Here is a 22,192-nt window from a genome sequence, read left to right as displayed (position 1 = left end):
TTTACGCTATGAAATTTATAGACTCCCACTGCCACCTTGATTTTACTGAGTTTGACGCAGAGCGCGAATCACTTATAAAAGCGTGTGTGGCAAAGGGCGTTGAGCGCTTTATTGTGCCAGGTATTAGTTTGGCGCAATCTAAACAGTTAATTGAGTTTAAAAGTAAATACCCACACTTGCATATAGCCGCAGGGCTTCATCCTTACTTTTTAGCTGATCATAAAGAGTCTCATCTTGCGCAGCTGTTTGATTTTGCAAAAGCAAACATTAACCAGCTGGTGGCAATAGGTGAGTGTGGGCTTGATAGAAGCATTGAAGCCCTTACAAAGCAAACGTGGTTATTTGAGCAGCAAATAACGATTGCTAATGAGCTAAATTTGCCACTTATTATCCACCATAGGCAAAGCCATGATTTAATTGCGCAATCGTTTAAACGTTGTAAACCAAAATATGGTGGGGTGATACATGCGTTTTCGGGGTCACTACAGCAAGCGCACTATTATATTAAACAGGGCTTTAAACTAGGTGTAGGTGGGATTATAACTTACGAGCGCGCATTAAAAACCCGTAATGTTATTGCTCAAATTGAGCCACAACATTTAGTGCTCGAAACCGACTCGCCCTCAATGCCACTGAGTGGGCATCAAGGTGAAATTAATACGCCGCTACACATTCCAAATGTGTTCAACGTACTATGTGGTTTAAAACAAATTAGTGATAAAAAGGCACTTGCTAAAGCGCTTTATAAATCTTGCTCAGAGGTTTTTTGCATATAGCGGTTTACCTGCCAACGTTTTAAACCACGCCCTAATTGCCATGTAAAAATACACGCAATAACCAGCATTAATAAAACTTGCCTACCTAAATCGTGAAAATGACTGTGGCTGTTCGATATAGCTGCACGCGTTAGATACGTTACAGACACAAAGCCAATAGGACGGTCATCATCACTTATAACAGGCTCTACAAAAGGGGTTTTTAGTTTACTTATTCCTGGAGTCGACTCTGGAAGTTGACCTAAAATGTGGTGCGACTGCCAATTATCGCTACTGGCAACTAAAATGCCTTGATGATCATAAATGGTAGCCGAAAGTACAAATTCGTCTTTAGCTATATCGTTACATATCGCATTTAGTTCGGGTTTGTTTTTTTCTATCAGTGGCGTTTTAACATTTAATGCCATAAATTGGGTTAAACTTTTTGCCGTGTTATCGGCGCTATCGTACAACAATTGATGACTTTGAAAGCTACTATTTACACCAACCCAGCTAAGCAATACAAAACAGCCCGCAGCTAGCAATAACCGCAAGAGTCGCTTTTTTTGTGATGCTGATATTGGATTTTTTAGATGGTTATTTTTCATAGTCACCGTATATGCTGCTGACAGAATTTTGATTTGATGTTACAACTACTACTATAACCTTAAACTGACCCTGATGGCGAATTTAGCACTATTTTCATCAACTTTTTTAAATCAGGTAAATAAAAATAAACACGGAGATCCCATGTCGCAAATCAGCATGGCACAGCTTATTTCACAGCAATCATTATCAATGTTAACGCTTAACCAATGGTTTGCTCATAAAAATGGGGTTTTTACGCTGTTTGACGGTGTACCAAATACACAAGACGGGTTATTTAGCATTGCGTTTGCAGGTGATTTTAATGCAACGAGTATAGATACATTCATTCAGTTTTTAGCTCACCATGGGCAAACGGTTACTGCGCTTTGCAAATACCAACCTGATTTAGGGTTATCACCAGCACTGTGCTTTTATACCCAAAATACAATGCAATCTATCAACCCACTAACGCTTAAAGCGTTTTCAGAAACACTAGAATGTCAACTAGTACAAATTAATACCCCGCCTAACTTATACGAGCCAGGCTTGCTAGTGATGGATATGGATTCAACAGCGATTACTATTGAATGCATCGATGAAATAGCGCGCTTAGCAAATGTTTATGATGATGTAGCATCCGTAACTGCACTTGCCATGGCGGGTAAACTTGATTTTAGTGAAAGCTTAAATCAACGAGTCGCTAAGCTTAAAGGTATTGAAAAAAGCCTTATAGATGAGTTAAAAAGTACCTTACCACTTATGCCAGGCATAAAAGCTTTATGCCAAGTATTAAAACATCACAATTGGTATTTAGCTATTGCCTCTGGTGGTTTTGTACCATTTGCAGAGCGTGTTCAGCAGCTTATTGATTTAGACGAAGTACATGCAAATGTGCTTGAATTCGAAGACGATAAGCTAACAGGTAAAGTGTTAGGTACTATTGTAGATGCACAGCAAAAGGCAATTATTTTAGAGTCCTTGCAGGCTAAGTTAGGTCTCAAAACAACACAAACCGTGGCGATTGGCGATGGCGCTAACGACCTTGTTATGATGGCAAAAGCTGGCCTTGGTGTTGCAGTGCATGGTAAACCTAAGGTTGTTGAACAAGCGCAAGCCGCTATTTGTAAAGGCTCGTTATTACAGTTACTTTATATGTTAGCTATTCCGCTAGGTAAAAAGTAATAGTGACTGTTAAACCGCTTAGCGAGAGCGGTTTAACCAAATCAGTTTCCTGCGTCCCATTTGGTCAACCTTTTGTTGATCGAACTCAAAATGGCTCAACGCTTCTTCGGTAATATCAACCACATCACCTACACCTGTTACAGACCATAAAGCTTCTTCTAACTCTTTGGCTTTATGCAGAGCGTATTGGCTAACATAGCTAAGCTCGTTAGAGAGGTAGTCTGTATCTGGGCGACCGGTACGTGAAATATATAAACGCATAACAAATATAATTTCGGATTTAATCCCTTTGCTAATTTGTTCGTTAAAACTGCTGTAATCTTCACCGAGTATGCACTGACTTTGGATTGCATCGGTGGCTTTATCTTTACGGGGATCAAAATTGATTGCGAGAGTAAACGCAAGCGGTGGGTCTTGCCTGCTGCGATCTTTTATATTTGGCGTGATCACATTTAAAATTTGCTCGTCTGTTAATATACTCGATACATCTGTTTTATTACTAAGTAAGCCAAAGTTTTGCAAAAGTACATGCAGCGGGTTTGAATAAAGACCGTAGCCAATTGCGCCCACTTTAAAATGTGCCGCTTCTTTATGTAAATACAGCGGGAATTGGCAAACACTTTTAGTGACCATGTTTCTTAATGCGGTTGAAAGCCCTTCTATTTTAGGCGCTTCTTCGCTTACTTTTAATTTATTTTTGTTATTTTCAATTAACTGCGTAAAAAAGCTAACGCCTGCATGAGGTAAATCAGCCACTCTATTTGCTTTTAAATTAACGGTGGTCAGTGATTTACTAATGGCCATAACTTCATACTTGAGCTCGCCCAATTTATGTTTTTTAGTTATTTTTTGTAACTCAGGAAATGTTAAAAGGACGATATCGCCTTTTTTAAAGTTAACAGGCTGATCGCACTCTAGCTGCAGTCCCATAACTGAAAAGTCACGAGTATGCCCGTTAAGCACCGTATCATTTATATGCAATTTGACGTCGGTTTTATATAAATAACGCTTATGAGAACGTAAATTTACATACTCGAGCGCAACAATGTCTAAATAGGGAGCTGTTTTATGCTTTGCATGACCAAAAAGCTTGAGCTGATTAACAAGTGCCTTATCGTAAGTTCGCGCTTTATAATGAGCTTGCTCAACACTGTTACCTATACTGGTTAGCACCACAATATATTTTACGTCTTTTACTAGTCCTTCAACACGTGGGGAGGGCGGCTTATTGAGTTTTTCAATATTACTGCCCGCAGAGTTAGGCAGTGAAAGCGGTATGTATGCATCATCAGGATGACTTGGCATTATTTGAATTTTAAAACACTGCCAGCTTTCTTTTTGGCTACCAAATCCCAAGAATAAATCACGAAGTTTTGGATTTTTATTAAGTTCGGTTCGTGTTGCAGAGTAAAAATAAACTTTACCTGATGAAACATGAGTAAATGTATACAGGTAATCTTCTTTTACTGCGGTTGTTTGTGTTAATAGTTCCGACACACGTTTGTGGTTAAGTATGTTATGTAAACAAGGTACACTTTTTTCATCGGTAAAATAACGTTGAATAAAAATATTGTTTTCGGTGGTTAAGCTTAAGCTAGGATAATACAGGTCATCTTTTTTACTTAAAAACACATACAACGAAGTAACGCGAGGTATGTAATATTGCTCATACCCCTTAGATACAACGGCATCAAGCGTGTTATCTAAATTAACTTTGTAGCGGCGTTTATTTCCGTGGATAAAGCTTTCTAAAAAGTTATCAAAGGCTGCATTATTCTCAACATAAGTTCGCTTTAAGCGAATATGGTTGAATTCACGTGAAATATTCTCAACGGCAACCACTTCATATTGAATACCATTTTTTAAGCCTAGTTCAAAGTCTTGTTCTAAGCCCACCAAACGCATTGCTATTAGTTGGCCTTTTCTAATTATATTTCGCTTTGCAAGCTTAATTTTACAGCCACTCAAAGAGATATCAGAGGTACTTGCCTTAATATTTTTGTTATCGTTATATTCAATTGTTACTTTAATTGAATAATTCATTCTTTCTTCTGCGCGGCTTTCGTAAGATGCAAACTTTATTACATTGGTATTTAGTAAATCTTCTTGCTCTTGCTTATTCCCTTTTTCGGCGGCTTCTTTTTGCATTACACGGTGATTATTTTCCGTATTCATAACCGCTTCATAGACAGCAAGCGTGTATTCGCCATGCTGTTTTAGAGCATTTTCAAACACTTCAATAGCCGTTTCATCCATAAAGTGCTGTTTACCGTTGTGTTCGTAAGGTTTTACTTGCCCTGTAACTAAACCACGTAGATCGATAAAGCGCGCAACAGGCTGAGAAAGGCGCGACATTTCCATTTTAATCAAAAACTGCTCAGGCTTTGTAAGCTCTGCTGTTTTTGATTTAAAAATTAGGTCAAACTTAGCGTTGCCTAAATATTGTTTTAGCTCATTCACGAGGGACTCGTGTTTGAGCATGATGTCATCAGCCATTTATAAAACCATCACCGTCTCTTTGAAAAGTAGGTATACTATTAAATCCATTTATTAGAAATTCAATAAACGTAAATCATGCTATGTTATTAATATAGGTACGATTTTTTGAGTAACTACAATTTAGTCTTTGTTATTATGTGTTATGCGCCATTTTATTGGCAAGTTACTTTTATTCAATTTTAAAGCAAAAACTGTGCCCTAAGATATATAAAAGCAAAACAGTTAATTAGGTAATGATTGTGGCTTAAGAAATTTCCACAGGCAAGCTATGTTGCTATGTAAATAGGTGAAATGGCAAAATAACAACAAAACAATACGTATTTTTAAATTCAATGATTAATAAATAAGGTTATTAATGGCTAAAGCGGCAAAAGTAGAGTTTGTTTGTACAGAGTGTGGCATGAATTACCAACGTTGGCAGGGACAATGTCGCTGCGGTGCTTGGAACACATTAGCTGAATTTAAACCCTCAGCAGGGCAAAGCAAAAAAACTGCAGCAAGAGCAAGTGTTGGCGGCTATGCCGGCGGAGTTGGTGGTGGTTCTAAAAAAATTAATGATATTGCGACCGTTGAAGCCGAAAAACAACTCACTGATATAGGCGAGCTGGATCGAGTGTTAAGTGGTGGTGTTACTACGGGCTCGGTAAATATTATTTCGGGCGATCCGGGTGCGGGTAAAACAACGCTTTTATCTGACTTAGTCGCAAGAATGTCAAAGCGTATGCCATCTCTATACTGTACAGCAGAAGAGTCTTTGTCGCAGTTTAAAAATCGCGTTAACCGCTTAAAGCTAGACTATGACGCCGACGAGCTTTATTTACTCTCAGAAACTAGCGTTGAAACCATTATTGAAGAGCTCGATAAAAATAAAATTAAGTTTGCAGTTATTGACTCTATTCAGGCTGTTGTTACCGATACAGCAAATGGTAGTCCGGGCTCACCTTCACAAGTTAAAAGCGCAGCTCAAGCGCTTACCCAGTATTGTAAGCAAAATGACGTGACTATGTTTATTATTGCTCATGTGAATAAAAACAATGAAATAGCAGGCCCGCAAACCTTAGTACACATTGTTGACGCGCTATTACACATAGACACTAATGATGGACAAATTCGTACCTTACGTGCCAATAAAAACCGTTTTGGTGATATTGATACGGTCGGTATTTTTAAAATGTGTGAACGCGGAATGTTAAGTGTAGACAACCCAAGTGAGATATTTTTGTCGGGGTCGACAACTGACTCTCCGGGTTCGTCTATTACCTGTATCCGTAAAGGTAATCGTAATTTATTACTAGAAATACAATGCTTAACAACAGAAACCGAAGCTGAATTTCCACAGCGCGTCTGTGTGGGTTTAAATATGAACCGAATAAAAATGCTTACCGGTATTTTACGCAAGCATACAAAAACTAAAATATTTCATGACACCTTTTTTAATATTGTAGGTGGTTTAAAAATTGATGAGTCAGAAACTTGCATCGATTTAGCGCTCGTTACCGCACTGCTTAGTAGCTTGAATGAATTTGTTGTACCACGCACAACGTGTATTATGGGCGAGCTTAGCTTAAATGGCGATGTCCGCCCAATAGACAGCGGTGTACCTCGAGTCAAAGAAGCTGCGCAGCATGGCTTTACAGAAATATTTATCCCGTTTCGTAATTACCATAAATCAATGGAAGGCTTAGGCGCTAAAATAACTCCAGTAAAAACGGTACATGAGTTATTGAGCCTAATTAATTAACGCTTACAGCGGTTGCTATGCAATGTTACTCTTAAGCAAGTACAATTTTTATAAAAAATAAAATAAGGAAATAACATGAAAAAATTAATAATAGCAGCAGCGATTATTGCCGCAGGTGTTGGCGGCGTTAGCTATGCTAACTATGTTGCAACCCAAGAGGTTCGTGCTGAAGTAGACAAGCAGCTGGCCATGGTGAGTGAGCAAACGGGTGCAACATTTAAATATGCTGGCTTATCAGCAAGTGTTATTTCAAAAACTGTTGAAATTACAAACATGGAAGTAATAAGCCCTGAGGGCGAGAGTGTTGCCAACGTTCAAAGTATTGAAGTTAAAGGCTACGAAACTGATAAAATTTCACCGCATACATCGCTTGATGTAAAAAATCTGACACTGAGTAAAGACTTTATTGCCACACTGCCAGCTGACACAAACGCAATATTAGCGTCAGCAAGTTACAACCTGCATTCATCTTTAGATTATAATGAAGAGTCGGGTGAGAGCGATATGGTTGTTAAGCTCAATGCTAAAGATGTGATTAGTTTTAATATGGATATAGGATTAGCTAATTCTAAACCGCTTATGGATACGTCGCTTGCTATGAGCAAAGAGCAAAAGCAAGCGGGCGATACCCCTCTAACTTATGAGCAGCAGCTGCAACAACAAACACGTATGATGCAAGCAATGAGCAAACTTGAACCACGTAACGCAAGCTTTGTCATAAATAACCAAGGTAAACTTAAAGAGTTATTAGAAAGTGAGCTTTCAAAGCAAGGTATGACTATTGAGCAAATGCAAACAATGCTAGCCCAGCAGTTAGAGCAAGCACCTATTACTGAAGAAATTGCTAGTGCGTTAACAAGCTTTGCCAGCGGTTTAAATTCGTTAACTGTTTCAGCAAAGCTACCTGAAGGCCAAACTATGATGGAAGTTAACCAGCAATTAATGATGCTAGCTGGTAAGCCAGAAGAACTGGTTAAGTTTATAAATTTAGAAGTTAAGGGCGACTAATCACGATAAGTTGTTAAATCATAATTTAAAAAGCCGCACTTGTTTAATCAAATGCGGCTTTTATTATAGATAATGTTTAGTGAAGAATACGCGCTCTAATTGTTCCCTCAACCGCACTTAGCTCTTTTAGTGCTACTTCAGAGTGGTCGGTATCAACGTCAATAACCACATAGCCAATTGCTTCATCAGTTTGTAAGTACTGAGCCGCTATATTGATACCGTGCTGCGCAAACGCTTGGTTAATTTGCGTAAGTACACCAGGGCGGTTGTGATGAACGTGTAATAAGCGGCTGCGGTTAGCAAGCTCTGGCAGAGATACCTCAGGGAAGTTAACAGCCGTAATTGTTGAGCCGTTATCTGAATATTTAGCTAATTTACCTGCCACTTCAATACCAATATTTTCTTGAGCTTCTTGAGTTGAACCACCAATATGCGGGGTTAAAATAACGTTATCGAAGTCGCGTAGTGGCGAGATAAATTCTTCATCGTTAGATTTAGGTTCAACAGGGAAAACATCGATTGCTGCACCGCTTAGCTTTTTCTCAGTAAGTGCTTCTGCAAGGGCGTCAATATCAACTACCGTGCCGCGCGAGGCGTTAATTAAAATAGCGCCTTGTTTCATTACAGCAAGTTCAGCTGAACCAATTAAGTTTTTAGTTTGCGGTGTTTCTGGCACATGCAAACTAATTACATCAGATCGCTGAAGTAGCTGAGTCAAGTTATGCACTTGTTTTGCATTACCGAGTGTTAGCTTATCTTCAATGTCGTAAAACTCGACGTTCATACCAATGTTTTCAGCCATGATACCGAGTTGCGTTCCAATGTGGCCATAGCCAATAATACCCAAGGTTTTACCACGAGCTTCAAACGAGCCTGTTGCTGTTTTTAACCACTCACCACGGTGGGCAGCAGCATTGCGCTCAGGGATCCCGCGTAGTAAAAGCAAAATTTCGCCAAGTACTAGCTCTGCAACAGAGCGAGTATTAGAAAATGGGGCGTTAAATACTGCAATACCACGCTGGCGAGCACTATTTAAGTCAACTTGGTTAGTACCAATACAAAAACAGCCTATAGCAATTAGCTTTTCCGCTGCATTTAAAACAGCTTCATTAATATGAGTACGAGAACGCAGACCTACAAAGTGCGCATCTTTTATACGCTCTTTTAGCTCGTCTTCAGGCAACGATGTTTTAACGTAGTCTATATTGCTGTAACCATTTCGTTTTAGCGTTTCAACTGCGCTTTGGTGCACACCTTCAAGCAAGAGAATTTTAATTTTGTCTTTTGCTAACGATACCTTACTCATAACCTCATCCTATTTAATTTGAGGCCCATTTTTAGTGCCGATAATTACTTTATCAGCACCACGCATCGCAAATAGGCCATTGGTAACTACGCCAACAATTTGATTTATATCTGTTTCAAGTTGTTTAGCATTGGTAATATTTAAATTATATACGTCTAAAATAACGTTACCGTTATCGGTAACTACACCTTGGCGATAGACTGGATCGCCGCCTAATTTCAATAATTCACGTGCTACGTAACTGCGCGCCATTGGAATAACTTCAACTGGAAGTGGGAAGTCACCCAATGTGTCTACTAGTTTTGTGTCGTCAACAATACACACAAACTGCTTAGCAACTGCAGCCACAATTTTTTCACGGGTAAGTGCTGCACCACCGCCTTTGATCATTTCGTTTAGGGCGTTAATTTCATCTGCGCCATCGACGTAAACATCGAGTGTATCTACCTCGTTTAGCTCAAATACTTCAATGCCTAGTTCTTTTAAACGTGCAGTTGAGGCTTCAGAGCTTGATACAGCGCCTACCAAGGTATCTTTAACGGTGCCCAGGGCATCAATAAAGTGATTAACGGTTGAGCCTGTGCCTACACCTACTATGGTGTTTTCTTTTACAAACTCGAGTGCAGCCCATGCGGCTGCTTTTTTTAATTCATCTTGTGTCATTATTTTGTGCTCTTGTATGTCAAACGTGTGCTGTAAGCATGTGAATAATCACATCACCAGCAGTAATTTTTGCTCGGTGTTATTATAGTTTTAAGTGGTACGTCCCAAGATTCTACTGGTAATAAATCAACTTTTTGGCACTCATGTGCAAGGCCTATAAGTTGCGGTTTTTGCCAGTTTTCATTGTGTAAACGAGCCAACGTTCTATCGTAAAACCCACCTCCCATTCCTAAGCGATTACCTTGGTTATCGAATGCAACTAACGGCATAAGTAAGTAGTCAAGCTTGAGTAAAGGGCATATTTGACTGCAATTTAGCTTAGGTTCAAAGATACCATAGCGATTTGCCCTCATGGGTGAGTTTTTCTCATAGCGCTGAAACAATAAGGTGGCGCCATTAAATGGGTGTATTACTGGTAAGTAAATAACGTGATTTAAGTTCCATAATTCTTTAATTAACAAGGAGGTATCAAGTTCTCCGTCATTACTTAAATAAATGGCGATATGCTGACTTTCAGCTGTTTTTTTTGATTTTAAGTATTGAATAAAATTCATACTTAATGATTGAGATGCTAAATTTTGCTGTTTACTAGACAAATTATTACGTAATTCGCGAATGGATTTTCTTATTTGGGCGCGTGATTCGCTCATTTTGTAAACTTACCACTTAGTTAAAAAGAAACCAGATCAGGAAATGCCAAGTACACCGCAAGTATAATAAGCAACGTAACAACCGTAGCAATTAACGAATAAAGCAATGCATTACTGCGCTTTTTAGGCTGAGCTATTAGCTCATCTTCAAGCAATAGCTCTTCGTTTTGCCATTCGTCTTCATCTACTTCAGGGTTTTTTGTTTGGTTTTCGGGTAGGCGCTGTTCTAAGTCTTCGAGTTTTTCTTCTAACCTAATTAAGCTGCTAGTTATGTAGTCTAACGCATCAAAAATGCGTTCATCTCGCTGGCTATCACTTACCGTTTGAGTGGCTTTTTCTGTACTTGTTGATACCGCTTGAAGTTTACTTTTAATGCCCAAACCCACAAGTAGCTTAGCTTGTTTTAACGCTTTGTTTTTATCGCTAGGCGCAAATAAAGGCTTACCATTAAAAAATAAGGCTACTTTTTCTTCTGAGATCTTTAGTTTTGCCGCTAGGTTTGTACACGCTGTTTTTGTGTCAACGTTATCAGCGAGTCCAGCAAACATAACGCGAAAATTATCGGTCATTTAAATATCCCTAAAGCTTTATAATTTAATGAGTATATACCTAAAGTATAAAAAAGTTCGAGGACCAATTAATAGTTATTTGTATAACCATAAATTAGCAGTGTTAAACAAAATAAGAAGCTATAAAAAACGGCCCTTAAAAGGACCGTTTTTTTATTGCTTTGGTCTTAAAGACCTGAAGCTGCGCGAAGTGCTTCAGCTTTATCTGTGCGTTCCCACGGGAATTCGTCACGGCCAAAATGGCCGTAAGCTGCAGTAGGAAGGTAGATAGGGCGCTCTAAATCAAGCATTTGAATTAAGCCGTATGGGCGTAAGTCAAAATGTTCACGAATTAGTTCGATTAAACGTGCTTCTTCTAACTTACCAGTTCCAAACGTTTCAACACTGATTGAAGTAGGCTCTGCAACACCAATTGCGTAAGATACTTGTAATTCACACTTGTCAGCAAGGCCAGCAGCCACTACGTTTTTAGCCACGTAACGTGCAGCGTATGCAGCTGAGCGGTCAACTTTTGATGGATCTTTACCAGAGAAAGCACCACCACCGTGACGTGCCATACCACCGTAGGTATCTACGATGATTTTACGACCAGTTAAACCACAGTCACCCATTGGGCCACCAATTACAAAGCGACCTGTTGGGTTAATGAAAAATTTAGTTGCGCTTGTGATTAATTCAGCAGGAAGTACTGGCTTGATGATTGTTTCCATCACTGCTTCAACTAAGTCATTTTGTGAGATATCTTCGCTGTGCTGAGTTGACAGAACAACTGCGTCAATACCAACTGGCTTGCCATTTTCGTATGCAAAAGTAACTTGAGATTTTGCATCTGGACGTAACCAGTTAAGCTCGCCGCTTTTACGTACTTGCGCTTGACGTTGAACTAAACGGTGAGAATACGTGATAGGTGCAGGCATTAATACTTCTGTTTCGTTACATGCGTAACCAAACATTAAACCTTGGTCACCAGCGCCTTGTTCTTCTGGGCTAGTGCGGTCAACGCCTTGGTTAATATCAGGAGACTGTTTACCAATTGTGTTTAAAATTGCACACGAGTCTGCATCAAAACCCATGTCTGAATGCGTGTAGCCAATTTCACGTACTGTTTTACGTGTAATCTCTTCTATATCAACCCATGCGCTAGTCGTGATTTCACCACCAACCATAACCATACCAGTTTTCACGTATGTTTCGCACGCAACGCGGGCATGAGAGTCTTGCTCTAGGATAGCATCAAGAACCGCATCAGAGATTTGGTCGGCGATTTTATCCGGATGACCTTCAGAAACAGATTCAGAAGTAAATAAATGTTTTGCCATTGTATTTCTGCTCACAAATATTGCGCTTCACAAACGTCGGTATTAGCGCTAAAAAATTAAGGGGCGTATTTTATCTAAAACAAAACATCTTGCATAGTGTTTTTACGCCTAGACGTCTAAATAAAATTAGTTATGACATTATGGTCTTAAAAAATATTCATAATACCTCATTTTTATAGGGTTTTTAATTGCACACAGCCCCCACAATAAGTAAGAATGGTCGCAATAACAGTGCTCATATAATTTGAGTACATAAACGAACACATAAATACCCGCGCAAATACATATATAAGGTAGGAGAATTCATGCCATCTCGCAAAGAACTTGCAAATGCTATTCGCGTCTTGTCAATGGACGCAGTACAAAAGGCCAAATCTGGTCACCCTGGAGCCCCTATGGGCATGGCTGATATCGCAGAAGTATTATGGCGCGATTATCTAAAACATAATCCATCAAATCCAGAGTGGGCAGACCGAGATCGATTTATTCTTTCAAACGGCCACGGTTCAATGCTTATCTATTCTTTATTGCACTTAAGTGGTTATGATTTACCGCTGGACGAAATTAAAAACTTCCGTCAAATGCACTCTAAAACACCAGGTCACCCAGAATATGGTTATGCGCCAGGTATCGAGACTACTACGGGCCCATTAGGTCAAGGGATCACAAATGCGGTAGGTATGGCAATTGCTGAAAAAGCGCTTGCGGCACAATTTAACCGTGAAGGACACGACATTGTCGATCACCATACCTACGCATTTATGGGCGACGGTTGTTTAATGGAAGGTATTTCGCATGAAGCCTGTTCACTTGCCGGCACATTAGGCCTAGGTAAGCTAGTTGCTTTTTGGGACGACAACGGTATTTCTATTGATGGTGAAGTTGAAGGTTGGTTTAGCGATGACACACCAGCACGTTTTAAAGCGTACGGTTGGCACGTAATAAGCGGCGTTGATGGTCACGACAGCGATGCGGTAAGTGCTGCGATAGCAGAAGCAAAAAGCGTTACTGATAAACCAACGCTAATTTGTTGTAAAACAATTATTGGTTACGGTTCACCTAATAAATCAGGTAGCCACGACTGTCACGGTGCACCACTTGGCGATGACGAAATTAAAGCGTCTCGTGAGTTTTTAGGTTGGACAGGCGATGCCTTTGAAATTCCTGAAGACATTTACGCACAGTGGGATGGAAAGGCCAAAGGTCAAGAGCTTGAATCAAGCTGGGACGAAAAGTTTGCAGCCTATGCAAAAGCACACCCAGAGCTTGCCGCTGAATACAAACGCCGTACAAATTCAGATTTACCTGCGGATTGGGCTGAAAAGTCTCAAGCGTACATTGAAGAGTTACAAGCAAACCCAGCGAACCCAGCGTCACGCAAAGCGTCACAAAATGCATTAAATGCATTTGGCCCATTATTACCAGAATTTATGGGGGGCTCTGCCGATTTAGCCGGCTCAAACTTAACAATTTGGGATGGCTCTAAAGGCCTAACTGCTGACGATGCAAGCGGAAACTACGTTTACTACGGTGTGCGTGAGTTTGGTATGTCGGCCATTATGAATGGTATTGCGCTTCATAAAGGGTTTATTCCATATGGTGCAACGTTCTTAATGTTTATGGAGTACGCACGCAACGCAGTGCGTATGGCTGCATTAATGAAGCAACCAAGCATTTTTGTATACACGCACGATTCTATTGGTTTGGGTGAAGATGGTCCAACTCACCAACCAGTAGAGCAAATTGCCAGCATGCGTTTAACGCCTAACTTATACAATTGGCGCCCATGTGACCAAGTTGAGTCGGCAATTGCATGGCAACAAGCTATTGAACGTAAAGACGGTCCTACATCGTTAATATTTACACGCCAAGGCTTAGAGCAACAAGCGCGTGACGCACAACAATTAAGCGATGTTAAAAAGGGTGGTTACATTCTAAGCTGTGATGGCAACCCTGAGCTAATTATTATTGCAACAGGCTCTGAAGTGCAATTGGCACAAGATTCAGCTACTGAATTACGCAGCCAAGGTAAAAAGGTACGTGTTGTATCTATGCCATGTACTGATGCGTTTGAAGATCAATCGCCTGAGTACAAAGAAAGCGTATTACCAGCAAGCGTTTCACGCCGCGTAGCGGTAGAAGCGGGTATTGCAGATTACTGGTATAAATACGTAGGCTTAAATGGCGCAGTAGTGGGTATGACTACTTTTGGTGAGTCTGCACCAGCTAACGAGCTATTTGAGCACTTTGGCTTCACAGTAGAAAACATTGTAAGTAAAGCAAAGGCACTTTTTTAATCGTTTTGATTAAGTAAGTTAAGCAATTTAAGAACCCGCATATATTTGCGGGTTTTTTTATGCCTTATATGAAACAACTTCACCTTACCCCGTATCGCTTTTCTTGCAAGAAAGTGAGCTATCAGGCAAGGTAGTGCGATAAAATTTATGAATCATAATATTTAAATTAATAGCAGGAGCTAAAATGTCTCAGTTTGAAAATGTAAGTGTAGTTAAAAAAGCAAACGTGTATTTTGACGGTAAAGTATCGAGCCGTACGGTTGTGTTTAGCGATGGAACAACTAAAACATTAGGCTTTATGCAGCCGGGTGAATTTGTATTTGATACCAGTAAAAAAGAACTCATGGAGTTGTTAGGTGGTCAGTGGGATATTTTATTACCAGGCGAGAGTGAGTGGAAAACATTTAACGCGGGCGAATCGTTTAATGTAGATGCTAACGTAAGCTTTAAAGTAAAAGTAACAGACTTTGCCGATTACTGCTGCTCTTACACAGACTAAACGTTAGACGTCTGAAAGCCCATACTTTATGGGCTTTGCATAAAGTTTGCGCAACCTATGATTTAAATCAGATAAACGAGTAAATAAACCTCAAAAATCTCTCTTTTTTCCTTGTGTTAATCTAAATAGCCCCCAATACTATTTATGAGGTAACAAATAAAAGGATACCCTATGAAAATTAATCTTTCTGGTCACCATGTTGAAGTTACTGACTCTATTAGAGAGCACATCAACGAAAAATTTTCTAAAATTGAGAGCCATTTTCCATCACTTATTTCTCTCGATATGATCTTGTCTAAAGAGCATCATAAAATCCAAGCAGAAATTAGCACTAATTACGAAGGTGCGCGAATATCAGTAAAAGGGGAAAACGAAGTAATGTACCCAGCTATTGCAAGCGCAGCTAAAAAACTCGATGCAGCACTAAAACATCGAAAAGGCCAAATAAAAGCAAACTTACACGAAAAGCCTGTTAGTACAACACCAGAAATAGCACATGAGATCATCCAAGAGATGGATCTTAAATAAACGGTCAAAATGTTACATAAAAAAGAGCCTTTAGGCTCTTTTTTATTGCCTGTAATTTAGGTAAGTTATTCGCTCTTGCAGATTATTAATTGAATAAATTAGTAAAAAGAGCGCATAACACACACAATTTGAGAAATTAATGCAACAAACACAAGCAATATGGAAATCTCGCATAGGCGCCCTTGGCCCGGGTATTTTAATGGCCACCGCCGCAATTGGAGGCTCACACTTAGTTGCATCAACTCAAGCAGGCGCATTATTTGGTTGGCAACTTTTTTGGCTTATATTGGCGGTAAACGTATTAAAATACCCTTTTTTTCGTTTTGGTATGGAATACACCTTAACCACTAAGAATAGCTTAGTAGAAGGCTATAAAAACAAAGGGCCCGTTTATTTTTATAGCTTTATAGGGCTTAACATACTTGCTGCCATAGTAAATACCGCTGGTGTATTACTACTCACAGCAAGTTTACTGCATTATGCGTTGCCAATAGTGATAGAAGTAACGCTACTGTGTTGGATATTGCTCGGTGTTTGCTTAGTCATATTATTGTTAGGGCACTTTAAAGCGCTCGACAGCGTTGCTAAAGGCATAATGGGGCTATTAACGTTAGCTACAGTTATTGCACTGGTTATTGCGTTTAGTAATGGCCCAATGGCGCCAGCTGATTATGTTGGCCCATCACCTTACGAGCTGGCTATGCTAAGCTTTATGGTCGCGTTAATGGGCTGGATGCCAGCACCAATAGAAATATCGGCGCTTAGCTCGCTTTGGCTAAAAGAAAAACAAGCCCAGCTAACAGTCACTAAAAGCCAAGGCTTGTTTGATTTTAACGTAGGGTATTGGTTAACAGCGTGCTTAGCATTAGTATTTTTTAGTTTAGGAGTCCTTGTGCAATACGGGCAAAGCAGCAATATAGAACTTGGCGGTGTTGCTTTTGCTAAACAGCTCATTGATATGTACGCACTCACAATAGGCGAGTGGGCAAGGCCGCTTGTATCAGCTATTGCCTTTTTATGTATGTTTGGCACCACACTCACCGTGCTTGACGGCTACGCACGCACACTTAACGAATCACACAAATTACTTGGTTTTAAGCAATCAAAACACAGCTTAAATAGTTGGCTTGTACTACAAGCACTAGCTGGCATGGCCGTTATTTTATTTTTTAAATCAGCCCTTGGCCCCATGCTTACCTTTGCCATGACACTTGCTTTTGTAACCACCCCCGTTTTTGCATGGCTTAACTTTAGCCTTGTACGCTCAGAGCCCGCCATTAAACACAGCGTGCTATTACGCAGCTTAACGTGGTTAGGGCTAGTGTATTTAGTCGGTTTTGCTGCTGCGTTTGTTGTGTGGAAACTAGCAGCTTAAATTTCGCTATTTACTTAAGGGCTTTACTTAAGTGCATTAGTTAAAGCCCTAAAGCATAAAATTTAAATGAGGCATAAATGGATATTAGAACAGGTGAGCTTTCAAACCCACACGTTATAAAGTTACTACAAGCGCATCATAACGATATGCTAAAGCACTCACCTGTTGAGAGCGTACATGCACTTGATGTGAGTAAACTCACTCAACTCGATGTAACCTTTTATAGCTTATGGGTTGATAAAATTAAGCTTTAAATAAGCAGTTTTGCTTCTATGTTCTCCTCTTATCAATAAGGTTCATAGATTAATCTGTATCCAATAACTGAAAGCTGGGAGCTTGTACAGATACAAACAATGTCGTTCCGTTATCCTGTTCTATAAAATGCTAAAAACTCTCAAATTCATTTTAATATTAAAAACTTATGTTTATATAGCAAATAGTTCTAAAGTACGTTTTTAGAGAGGTGCAAGGCTATTCACTGAGATCCAAGGTTATTCGCAGGAACGGTATTGTTGTAACTGTTGTAACGGTCGGTTATATTCTTTTACACGGTAAATATTTAAACAAATTAACATTTGTACATTTGGATACCGCTTGGTAGTAAAGCAATACTACTACTTTTCCACGCCAGGAGACGTAATATGATTACATACAATGAAGAAGATTGGCCAATATAGCCTTTCACTAGTTTTAAAGAAAAGAGCCTAAATGGCTCTTTTTTTGTTCTAAGGAATGAATAAGTGAGTAAGCGTGATTCAATGAAAAGTATTTTTATTCTTTGGTTTATAGTGGCTCCTGTTGCAGGAATTTACTTTATATCAAAGATGGACCCTAAACTCTTTCCAAGCGGAGCTGTTTTGCTCTCTGCTTTACTGGGCTTATCAGCAGCATTAGCAGGAATGTTTTACCAACGCCAAACAGCGAAAGAAAAAAATACATTAGATTTTCAACAAAAGCTTAAAGATGATAAAGATTATTTAGCGCATGTGGTTGTATTAGGTGGAATAATACATAGCCTTGAAAGAAAGCAGACACTCTTAGAGCTTGCAAAGCCTGAAAACTCTAATGACTCTAGGGTTATGTCTATACGTTATGTTTTAAATACTTGGGAACAAGCGGCAAATGCTATTAGGCATAAGTTGTATGATGAAGAATTTTTGTACTCCTCACATAAATCTTCTGTTATAGATCTTAGCCTACACTTAAGACCGTTTATTAGAGCACGCCAAAAGAAAAATATTTCTCTTTATTCTGACTTTAGCCTATTGGCATTAAGGTGGACTATCAAAAGAGATAGTTTTGAATCACAACAAACAAAAAAAGAATTGAAGCGTATATTCAGACAACTTGATAAAGTTAAGTCAGGAAAAATAAACCCGACACAAAAATAAACCCGACACAAAAATAAACCCGACACAAAAATAAACCTACCTTAACTCGGTAAGTCGGCTTGTTTCTAATAAATTTATCATTTACTGTCGGATGGTGTGGCTTCGTCACTTATCCAACTTACGCCTAAAGTAACGTTGAAAAGGTTGGTTAAGCCGAAGTCGCCACTCAACAATGTTATAGGCTCACGCCCGAAGCTCTGCTGCCAGCGCTGAGCCGAGGTAAATTAATATCTAGCTCAGCTCTTTTATTGCTCTGCTTATCCCGTCTAAACTCAGGGCGTACATGCGGTTGTTCATTAACTCTTTTATAAAGCCAATTGATTGATAATACGGCCAGTGTTCAACGGGTTGTGGGTTGAGCCAGGCGACTTTATCAAAGTGATTTGTTATACGTTGCAACCATGCACTGCCGGGCTCTTCGTTGTAATGCTCTACCGAGCCGCCCGGGTAGGCTATTTCGTATGGGCCCATAGTGGCATCACCCACAAATATTACTTTATAGTCGCTGGTAAATTTATTAATCAGCGTCATGGTGTCAACAACGTTTGAATGGCGGCGCGCATTGTCTTGCCAAACGTGTTCGTATAAACAGTTATGAAAGTAGTAAAACTCTAGGTGTTTAAATTCACCGTGGGCGGCGCTAAATAGCTCTTCGCAGGTATGAATGTAGTCATCCATTGAGCCGCCAATATCAAATAGCATCAATACTTTTACGGCATTATGGCGTTCGGGTGCCATTTTTACATCTAGCATGCCGCCTTGCTTTGCTGTCGCGCGAATGGTCTCGTTTAAATCTAGGGTGTCGCTTGCGCCAGTACGGGCAAATTTACGTAGTTTTTTAAGGGCGAGTTTAATAGTGCGCGAGCCAATTTCTCTGTCGGTATCGAGGTTTCGGTATTCGCGTTTATCCCACACTTTTACTGCTTGACGGTTGCGGTTACCGTCTTGCCCTATACGCACGCCTTCTGGGTTATAGCCGTAGGCACCAAAAGGCGATGTGCCGCCAGTGCCGACCCACTTATTGCCGCCAGCATGGCGTTTTTGTTGCTCTTGTAAACGCTCTTTTAGGGTTTTCATGAGCTCGTCGAGCCCGCCCATGGCTTTTAGTTGGGCTTTTTCTTCATCGCTTAGGTGCTTTTCAAACTCTTTACGCAACCAATCTTCAGGTAGGTTGTGTTGCTGCTTTAAGCTCTCGAGTAGGTCTAAGTCGGCAATACCGCTAAAGTAGTCGCTAAAGGCTTTATCGAACCTATCAAAATGGGTTTCGTCTTTTACCATTATAGTGCGCGCTAAATGGTAAAAGGCGTCTACGTCGGCAAATATAACGCCTTTTTTTAAGGCGTTAATTAAATCGAGCAGTTCACGCAGGCTTACCGGTAAGCGGTATTCACGCAGTTTGAAAAAAAACTGTACTAGCATGTTAGCGACGGCTCATAAACGCGAGTTTTTCGATTAGGCTTATGTCTTGCTCGTTTTTAAGTAGCGCGCCAAACATTGGCATTAAACCGCCTTTTTGTGCTTTGTCGTGCAGTGTTTTTGCGTCTATGTCTTCTGCCATTAAAAGCTTTAACCAATCGAGTAATTCGCTGGTGGAGGGCTTCTTTTTCAGGCCATTGGCTTCACGTAAGTTAAAAAATACCTCTAGCGCTTGGCGTACTAAATCTTGTTTAACATTGGGGTAGTGTACGTCAATAATTTGCTGCATTTCGTCACTACTTGGAAAATCAATATAATGAAAAAAGCAGCGGCGTAAAAAGGCATCTGGCAATTCTTTTTCATTGTTTGAAGTGATGATCACAATAGGGCGCTCTTTGGCTACAATGCGCTCGTTGGTTTCGTAAACATGAAACTCCATTTTATCGAGTTCAAGTAGTAAATCGTTTGGAAACTCAATATCGGCTTTATCTATTTCATCAATTAAAAGTACAGGGCGCTTACCATTAAGCTCGGCATAGGTAAACGCTTGCCACAGTTTACCTTTAACAATGTAGTTGCCAATGTTGTGTACGCGTTCGTCACCGAGTTGGCTGTCGCGTAGGCGCGATACGGCATCGTATTCGTACAAACCTTGCTGCGCTTTGGTGGTCGATTTAATGTGCCACTGAATAAGCTCGGTATCTAAACTTTTTGCAAGCTCTTCGGCCAGCATGGTTTTACCCGTGCCTGGTTCACCTTTAATTAATAATGGTTTTTCGAGCATAATGGCGGCATTTACAGCCTGTTTTAGCGAGCTGCTTGCGATGTAATTGTCAGTAGAATTAAATTGCACGGTTTACCCTTGTCTGGTCTGAGCAGTATTGAATGGGCTTATAATGCCACAGTTAATCTGCAGGTCCAAGGTAGGCAAAACGAGGTATAGTTTTACCCTCTTTTTCAACGGTTTCTAAAAACATACTAAGTGGCCGTGCCCAAATACCAAATTCACCGTACAAGGCCTGGTAAATAACTAGCTGCTCGTCTGTTTCGCTATGGGTTGCTTGATATAAAACTTTGTACTGCGGGCCTTTGTAGTGTTGATATAAACCTGATTTGAGTGAAATTGGTTTTATTGCTGTAGTCATGTTTTGATCTCTTGTATAATTTGCGTTTGCACTTTGAATGCTAACTAATTTGCCAATATTATGAACTATATTTCGTTAGATGATTACAAAAAGGCGTGGGTTTTTCGCCATAAAGACATTCCGGTATCAAGTGATGACGCAGCTAAAATAAAACCAATGAGCGACGAGCGCGCGGCTGTGCTTTGGAGCACAATGGTAAGCCGGGAGTTTGACCACCCCGATTTTTTTGATGACAGCATGTGGTGCGGCCAAGATAAAAGCTTTAGTGGTGAAGTTAACTGGGAAGCTGCTTGGGAAAATGGCGATGCTTTACCACCTCAAGAAATTTTAGAATTTTTAGGATGGGAAGCAAATACCACGGTGTATTTTTGTATGGCACGCGACAATATTATTGAGACGTCGTTTGATGTATTTAAACGTAATTGGCAAAATTTTATGTTTTTAGCCGATGGCAGTTTACTGATTGGTAAAAAGCGCAACAGTGTTGTGCAATTTTTAGAGTCGGGTAAAGCTAAGTTAGGTGAAAAGCCAAGCGCTTAATTTATTATGCATGCTTAAAAACTATTCAGTACTGTGTTATAAAACAGTTATCTGAATGTTTTTGAGTAGAACAATTGGTCGCGAAAAATCAGTCACTTGGTGAACAGCAGCAAGTTGAAATTTGGCAAACTGATGCGCAAAAAGCGCTTTATGCGCAGTTGTGCAATGCATTTTATCAGCGAGAAGTTCAGCGCTTAGTTGCTGAGCCTAATGCCGATAAGCTGCGTAGGCAGTTAAAAAGTTTGCCTTATTACATTGAACGAGCTGCATCGCTTGTAGTAAACGGGCATTCACCTTTTACGCTTGATGCACAAAATGGCTCGTGGCTTGAAAAACAAAAAGCAACACCACCCGATGTAAATAAACAAGCCAATGAACTTTTTTTTCATGCACATGCCAAAGTGGGGCTGATTGTTCCTGTTGTGGTAAACCAGTATGACAAGTTGCTTCTTAGAATAGACAGCATTGATCAGGTGTCTGAAAATAAGTTGCATTGCAACGAACTAGGGTGGTTTGATTTTTTAGGTGAGAGCCTTGAAGAACAAAATGCGCAATTAATTAAACCGAGTAAAATAAGTTTAGCAGCAGCATGTTGTGGCCACCAATGGCAGTTTTCAAAGCGCAGTATTCCGCGTGTATTATCATTACGTGAAATGCTACTGGCAGGGAATATTAATTGGCGCAATATAAAACGCCCATTAGCTTAGTTAAGCTAAAATTT

The 22,192-nt window shown here is 39.9% G+C and carries 21 protein-coding genes and 1 pseudogene; 12 read left to right on the top strand and 10 right to left on the bottom strand.

Going from position 1 to position 22,192, the window contains the following annotated elements; all coding sequences use genetic code 11:
* The first annotated feature begins 8 nt into the window (after nucleotides 1-8).
* Nucleotides 9-776, top strand: a complete 768-nt coding sequence (locus tag ATS71_RS00490) for a TatD family hydrolase (protein WP_058403050.1) — start codon at nucleotides 9-11, stop codon at nucleotides 774-776.
* On the opposite strand, the gene ATS71_RS00485 is transcribed toward ATS71_RS00490, so the two are convergent.
* Entirely contained in the window at nucleotides 743-1,363 is a 621-nt protein-coding gene (locus ATS71_RS00485; RefSeq protein WP_058403049.1) for an AhpA/YtjB family protein, read from the bottom strand. The genes ATS71_RS00490 and ATS71_RS00485 overlap by 34 nt on opposite strands.
* 142 nt (nucleotides 1,364-1,505) lie before the next feature.
* Between ATS71_RS00485 and serB the strand changes: the two genes are divergently transcribed.
* Nucleotides 1,506-2,525, top strand: a complete 1,020-nt coding sequence (serB, locus tag ATS71_RS00480; protein ID WP_058403048.1) for a phosphoserine phosphatase SerB — start codon at nucleotides 1,506-1,508, stop codon at nucleotides 2,523-2,525.
* An 18-nt stretch (nucleotides 2,526-2,543) separates the two neighbouring features.
* On the opposite strand, the gene ATS71_RS00475 is transcribed toward serB, so the two are convergent.
* Nucleotides 2,544-5,021 (bottom strand): PilZ domain-containing protein, encoded by a 2,478-nt coding sequence (locus tag ATS71_RS00475; protein WP_058403047.1) that lies wholly within the window; start codon nucleotides 5,019-5,021, stop codon nucleotides 2,544-2,546.
* Nucleotides 5,022-5,379: 358 nt separating this feature from the next.
* Here ATS71_RS00475 and radA point away from each other — a divergent pair, with 358 nt between their 5' ends.
* Both radA and ATS71_RS00465 read left to right on the top strand, forming a co-directional pair.
* Entirely contained in the window at nucleotides 5,380-6,765 is a 1,386-nt protein-coding gene (gene radA / locus ATS71_RS00470) for a DNA repair protein RadA (protein ID WP_058403046.1), read from the top strand.
* A gap of 75 nt (nucleotides 6,766-6,840) precedes the next feature.
* On the top strand, nucleotides 6,841-7,773 hold the full coding sequence (locus ATS71_RS00465) for a hypothetical protein (protein WP_058403045.1): 933 nt from the start codon (nucleotides 6,841-6,843) through the stop codon (nucleotides 7,771-7,773).
* A gap of 76 nt (nucleotides 7,774-7,849) precedes the next feature.
* Here ATS71_RS00465 and serA read toward each other — a convergent pair whose 3' ends face one another.
* The 5 genes from serA to metK all read right to left on the bottom strand — a co-directional run bounded on the left by serA (nucleotide 7,850) and on the right by metK (nucleotide 12,280).
* Nucleotides 7,850-9,079, bottom strand: a complete 1,230-nt coding sequence (gene serA, locus ATS71_RS00460; protein WP_058403044.1) for a phosphoglycerate dehydrogenase — start codon at nucleotides 9,077-9,079, stop codon at nucleotides 7,850-7,852.
* A 9-nt stretch (nucleotides 9,080-9,088) separates the two neighbouring features.
* Entirely contained in the window at nucleotides 9,089-9,742 is a 654-nt protein-coding gene (gene rpiA, locus ATS71_RS00455; protein ID WP_058403043.1) for a ribose-5-phosphate isomerase RpiA, read from the bottom strand.
* 53 nt (nucleotides 9,743-9,795) lie between these two features.
* Entirely contained in the window at nucleotides 9,796-10,392 is a 597-nt protein-coding gene (locus ATS71_RS00450; RefSeq protein WP_058403042.1) for a 5-formyltetrahydrofolate cyclo-ligase, read from the bottom strand.
* Nucleotides 10,393-10,412: 20 nt separating this feature from the next.
* A complete protein-coding gene (locus ATS71_RS00445) occupies nucleotides 10,413-10,961 on the bottom strand; it encodes a hypothetical protein (RefSeq protein ID WP_058403041.1) in 549 nt (182 codons plus the stop codon).
* Between the two features lie 167 nt (nucleotides 10,962-11,128).
* Complete coding sequence (gene metK / locus ATS71_RS00440) at nucleotides 11,129-12,280, bottom strand: methionine adenosyltransferase (protein ID WP_058403040.1); 1,152 nt, start codon at nucleotides 12,278-12,280, stop codon at nucleotides 11,129-11,131.
* 305 nt (nucleotides 12,281-12,585) lie between these two features.
* On the opposite strand from metK, the gene tkt reads away from it, so the two are divergent.
* From tkt to ATS71_RS00410, 6 genes and pseudogenes are all read left to right on the top strand, one after another.
* Nucleotides 12,586-14,577, top strand: coding sequence for a transketolase (gene tkt, locus ATS71_RS00435; RefSeq protein ID WP_058403039.1), 1,992 nt, complete (start codon nucleotides 12,586-12,588; stop codon nucleotides 14,575-14,577).
* A gap of 184 nt (nucleotides 14,578-14,761) precedes the next feature.
* Nucleotides 14,762-15,076 (top strand): pyrimidine/purine nucleoside phosphorylase, encoded by a 315-nt coding sequence (gene ppnP / locus ATS71_RS00430; protein ID WP_058403038.1) that lies wholly within the window; start codon nucleotides 14,762-14,764, stop codon nucleotides 15,074-15,076.
* 171 nt (nucleotides 15,077-15,247) lie between these two features.
* Nucleotides 15,248-15,604 carry a ribosome hibernation-promoting factor, HPF/YfiA family gene (gene hpf, locus ATS71_RS00425; protein ID WP_058403037.1) on the top strand — a complete coding sequence of 119 codons (357 nt, stop codon included), beginning with the start codon at nucleotides 15,248-15,250 and terminating at the stop codon, nucleotides 15,602-15,604.
* A gap of 139 nt (nucleotides 15,605-15,743) precedes the next feature.
* Nucleotides 15,744-16,979, top strand: a complete 1,236-nt coding sequence (locus ATS71_RS00420; protein ID WP_058403036.1) for an NRAMP family divalent metal transporter — start codon at nucleotides 15,744-15,746, stop codon at nucleotides 16,977-16,979.
* 77 nt (nucleotides 16,980-17,056) lie between these two features.
* Nucleotides 17,057-17,218, top strand: a pseudogene (locus tag ATS71_RS00415) (GNAT family N-acetyltransferase); the annotation flags it as partial.
* A 501-nt stretch (nucleotides 17,219-17,719) separates the two neighbouring features.
* Nucleotides 17,720-18,370, top strand: a complete 651-nt coding sequence (locus tag ATS71_RS00410) for a DUF4760 domain-containing protein (RefSeq protein ID WP_058403035.1) — start codon at nucleotides 17,720-17,722, stop codon at nucleotides 18,368-18,370.
* A 231-nt stretch (nucleotides 18,371-18,601) separates the two neighbouring features.
* On the opposite strand, the gene ATS71_RS00405 is transcribed toward ATS71_RS00410, so the two are convergent.
* Genes ATS71_RS00405 through ATS71_RS00395 form a run of 3 tightly spaced genes read right to left on the bottom strand, consistent with a single transcriptional unit; the run spans nucleotide 18,602 to nucleotide 20,931 of the window.
* Nucleotides 18,602-19,789 (bottom strand): vWA domain-containing protein, encoded by a 1,188-nt coding sequence (locus ATS71_RS00405; protein ID WP_058403034.1) that lies wholly within the window; start codon nucleotides 19,787-19,789, stop codon nucleotides 18,602-18,604.
* A gap of 1 nt (nucleotide 19,790) precedes the next feature.
* The gene (locus tag ATS71_RS00400) at nucleotides 19,791-20,639 is read right to left on the bottom strand and encodes an AAA family ATPase (protein ID WP_058403033.1); all 849 of its coding nucleotides are present in this window, start codon (nucleotides 20,637-20,639) and stop codon (nucleotides 19,791-19,793) included.
* A gap of 52 nt (nucleotides 20,640-20,691) precedes the next feature.
* Nucleotides 20,692-20,931, bottom strand: a complete 240-nt coding sequence (locus ATS71_RS00395; protein WP_058403032.1) for a DUF1653 domain-containing protein — start codon at nucleotides 20,929-20,931, stop codon at nucleotides 20,692-20,694.
* A 60-nt stretch (nucleotides 20,932-20,991) separates the two neighbouring features.
* Between ATS71_RS00395 and ATS71_RS00390 the strand changes: the two genes are divergently transcribed.
* Nucleotides 20,992-21,471, top strand: coding sequence for a DUF2947 domain-containing protein (locus tag ATS71_RS00390; protein WP_058403031.1), 480 nt, complete (start codon nucleotides 20,992-20,994; stop codon nucleotides 21,469-21,471).
* Nucleotides 21,472-21,545: 74 nt separating this feature from the next.
* Nucleotides 21,546-22,178 (top strand): hypothetical protein, encoded by a 633-nt coding sequence (locus ATS71_RS00385; protein WP_058403030.1) that lies wholly within the window; start codon nucleotides 21,546-21,548, stop codon nucleotides 22,176-22,178.
* The last annotated feature ends 14 nt before the right edge of the window (nucleotides 22,179-22,192 follow it).

Source organism: Pseudoalteromonas sp. H71 (assembly GCF_001468485.1).
Taxonomy (GTDB): domain Bacteria; phylum Pseudomonadota; class Gammaproteobacteria; order Enterobacterales; family Alteromonadaceae; genus Pseudoalteromonas.
The sequence above is the reverse complement of the archived record's forward strand: the minus strand, read 5'-3'. Positions and strand labels throughout refer to the sequence as shown.

Bases quoted from the DNA above. Each gene is read 5' to 3' on its own strand.
- ATS71_RS00490 (WP_058403050.1), top strand. From the start codon at position 9: ATGAAATTTATAGACTCCCACTGCCACCTTGATTTTACTGAGTTTGAC.
- ATS71_RS00485 (WP_058403049.1), bottom strand. From the start codon at position 1,363: ATGAAAAATAACCATCTAAAAAATCCAATATCAGCATCACAAAAAAAG.
- serB (WP_058403048.1), top strand. From the start codon at position 1,506: ATGTCGCAAATCAGCATGGCACAGCTTATTTCACAGCAATCATTATCA.
- ATS71_RS00475 (WP_058403047.1), bottom strand. From the start codon at position 5,021: ATGGCTGATGACATCATGCTCAAACACGAGTCCCTCGTGAATGAGCTA.
- radA (WP_058403046.1), top strand. From the start codon at position 5,380: ATGGCTAAAGCGGCAAAAGTAGAGTTTGTTTGTACAGAGTGTGGCATG.
- ATS71_RS00465 (WP_058403045.1), top strand. From the start codon at position 6,841: ATGAAAAAATTAATAATAGCAGCAGCGATTATTGCCGCAGGTGTTGGC.
- serA (WP_058403044.1), bottom strand. From the start codon at position 9,079: ATGAGTAAGGTATCGTTAGCAAAAGACAAAATTAAAATTCTCTTGCTT.
- rpiA (WP_058403043.1), bottom strand. From the start codon at position 9,742: ATGACACAAGATGAATTAAAAAAAGCAGCCGCATGGGCTGCACTCGAG.
- ATS71_RS00450 (WP_058403042.1), bottom strand. From the start codon at position 10,392: ATGAGCGAATCACGCGCCCAAATAAGAAAATCCATTCGCGAATTACGT.
- ATS71_RS00445 (WP_058403041.1), bottom strand. From the start codon at position 10,961: ATGACCGATAATTTTCGCGTTATGTTTGCTGGACTCGCTGATAACGTT.
- metK (WP_058403040.1), bottom strand. From the start codon at position 12,280: ATGGCAAAACATTTATTTACTTCTGAATCTGTTTCTGAAGGTCATCCG.
- tkt (WP_058403039.1), top strand. From the start codon at position 12,586: ATGCCATCTCGCAAAGAACTTGCAAATGCTATTCGCGTCTTGTCAATG.
- ppnP (WP_058403038.1), top strand. From the start codon at position 14,762: ATGTCTCAGTTTGAAAATGTAAGTGTAGTTAAAAAAGCAAACGTGTAT.
- hpf (WP_058403037.1), top strand. From the start codon at position 15,248: ATGAAAATTAATCTTTCTGGTCACCATGTTGAAGTTACTGACTCTATT.
- ATS71_RS00420 (WP_058403036.1), top strand. From the start codon at position 15,744: ATGCAACAAACACAAGCAATATGGAAATCTCGCATAGGCGCCCTTGGC.
- ATS71_RS00405 (WP_058403034.1), bottom strand. From the start codon at position 19,789: ATGCTAGTACAGTTTTTTTTCAAACTGCGTGAATACCGCTTACCGGTA.
- ATS71_RS00395 (WP_058403032.1), bottom strand. From the start codon at position 20,931: ATGACTACAGCAATAAAACCAATTTCACTCAAATCAGGTTTATATCAA.
- ATS71_RS00390 (WP_058403031.1), top strand. From the start codon at position 20,992: ATGAACTATATTTCGTTAGATGATTACAAAAAGGCGTGGGTTTTTCGC.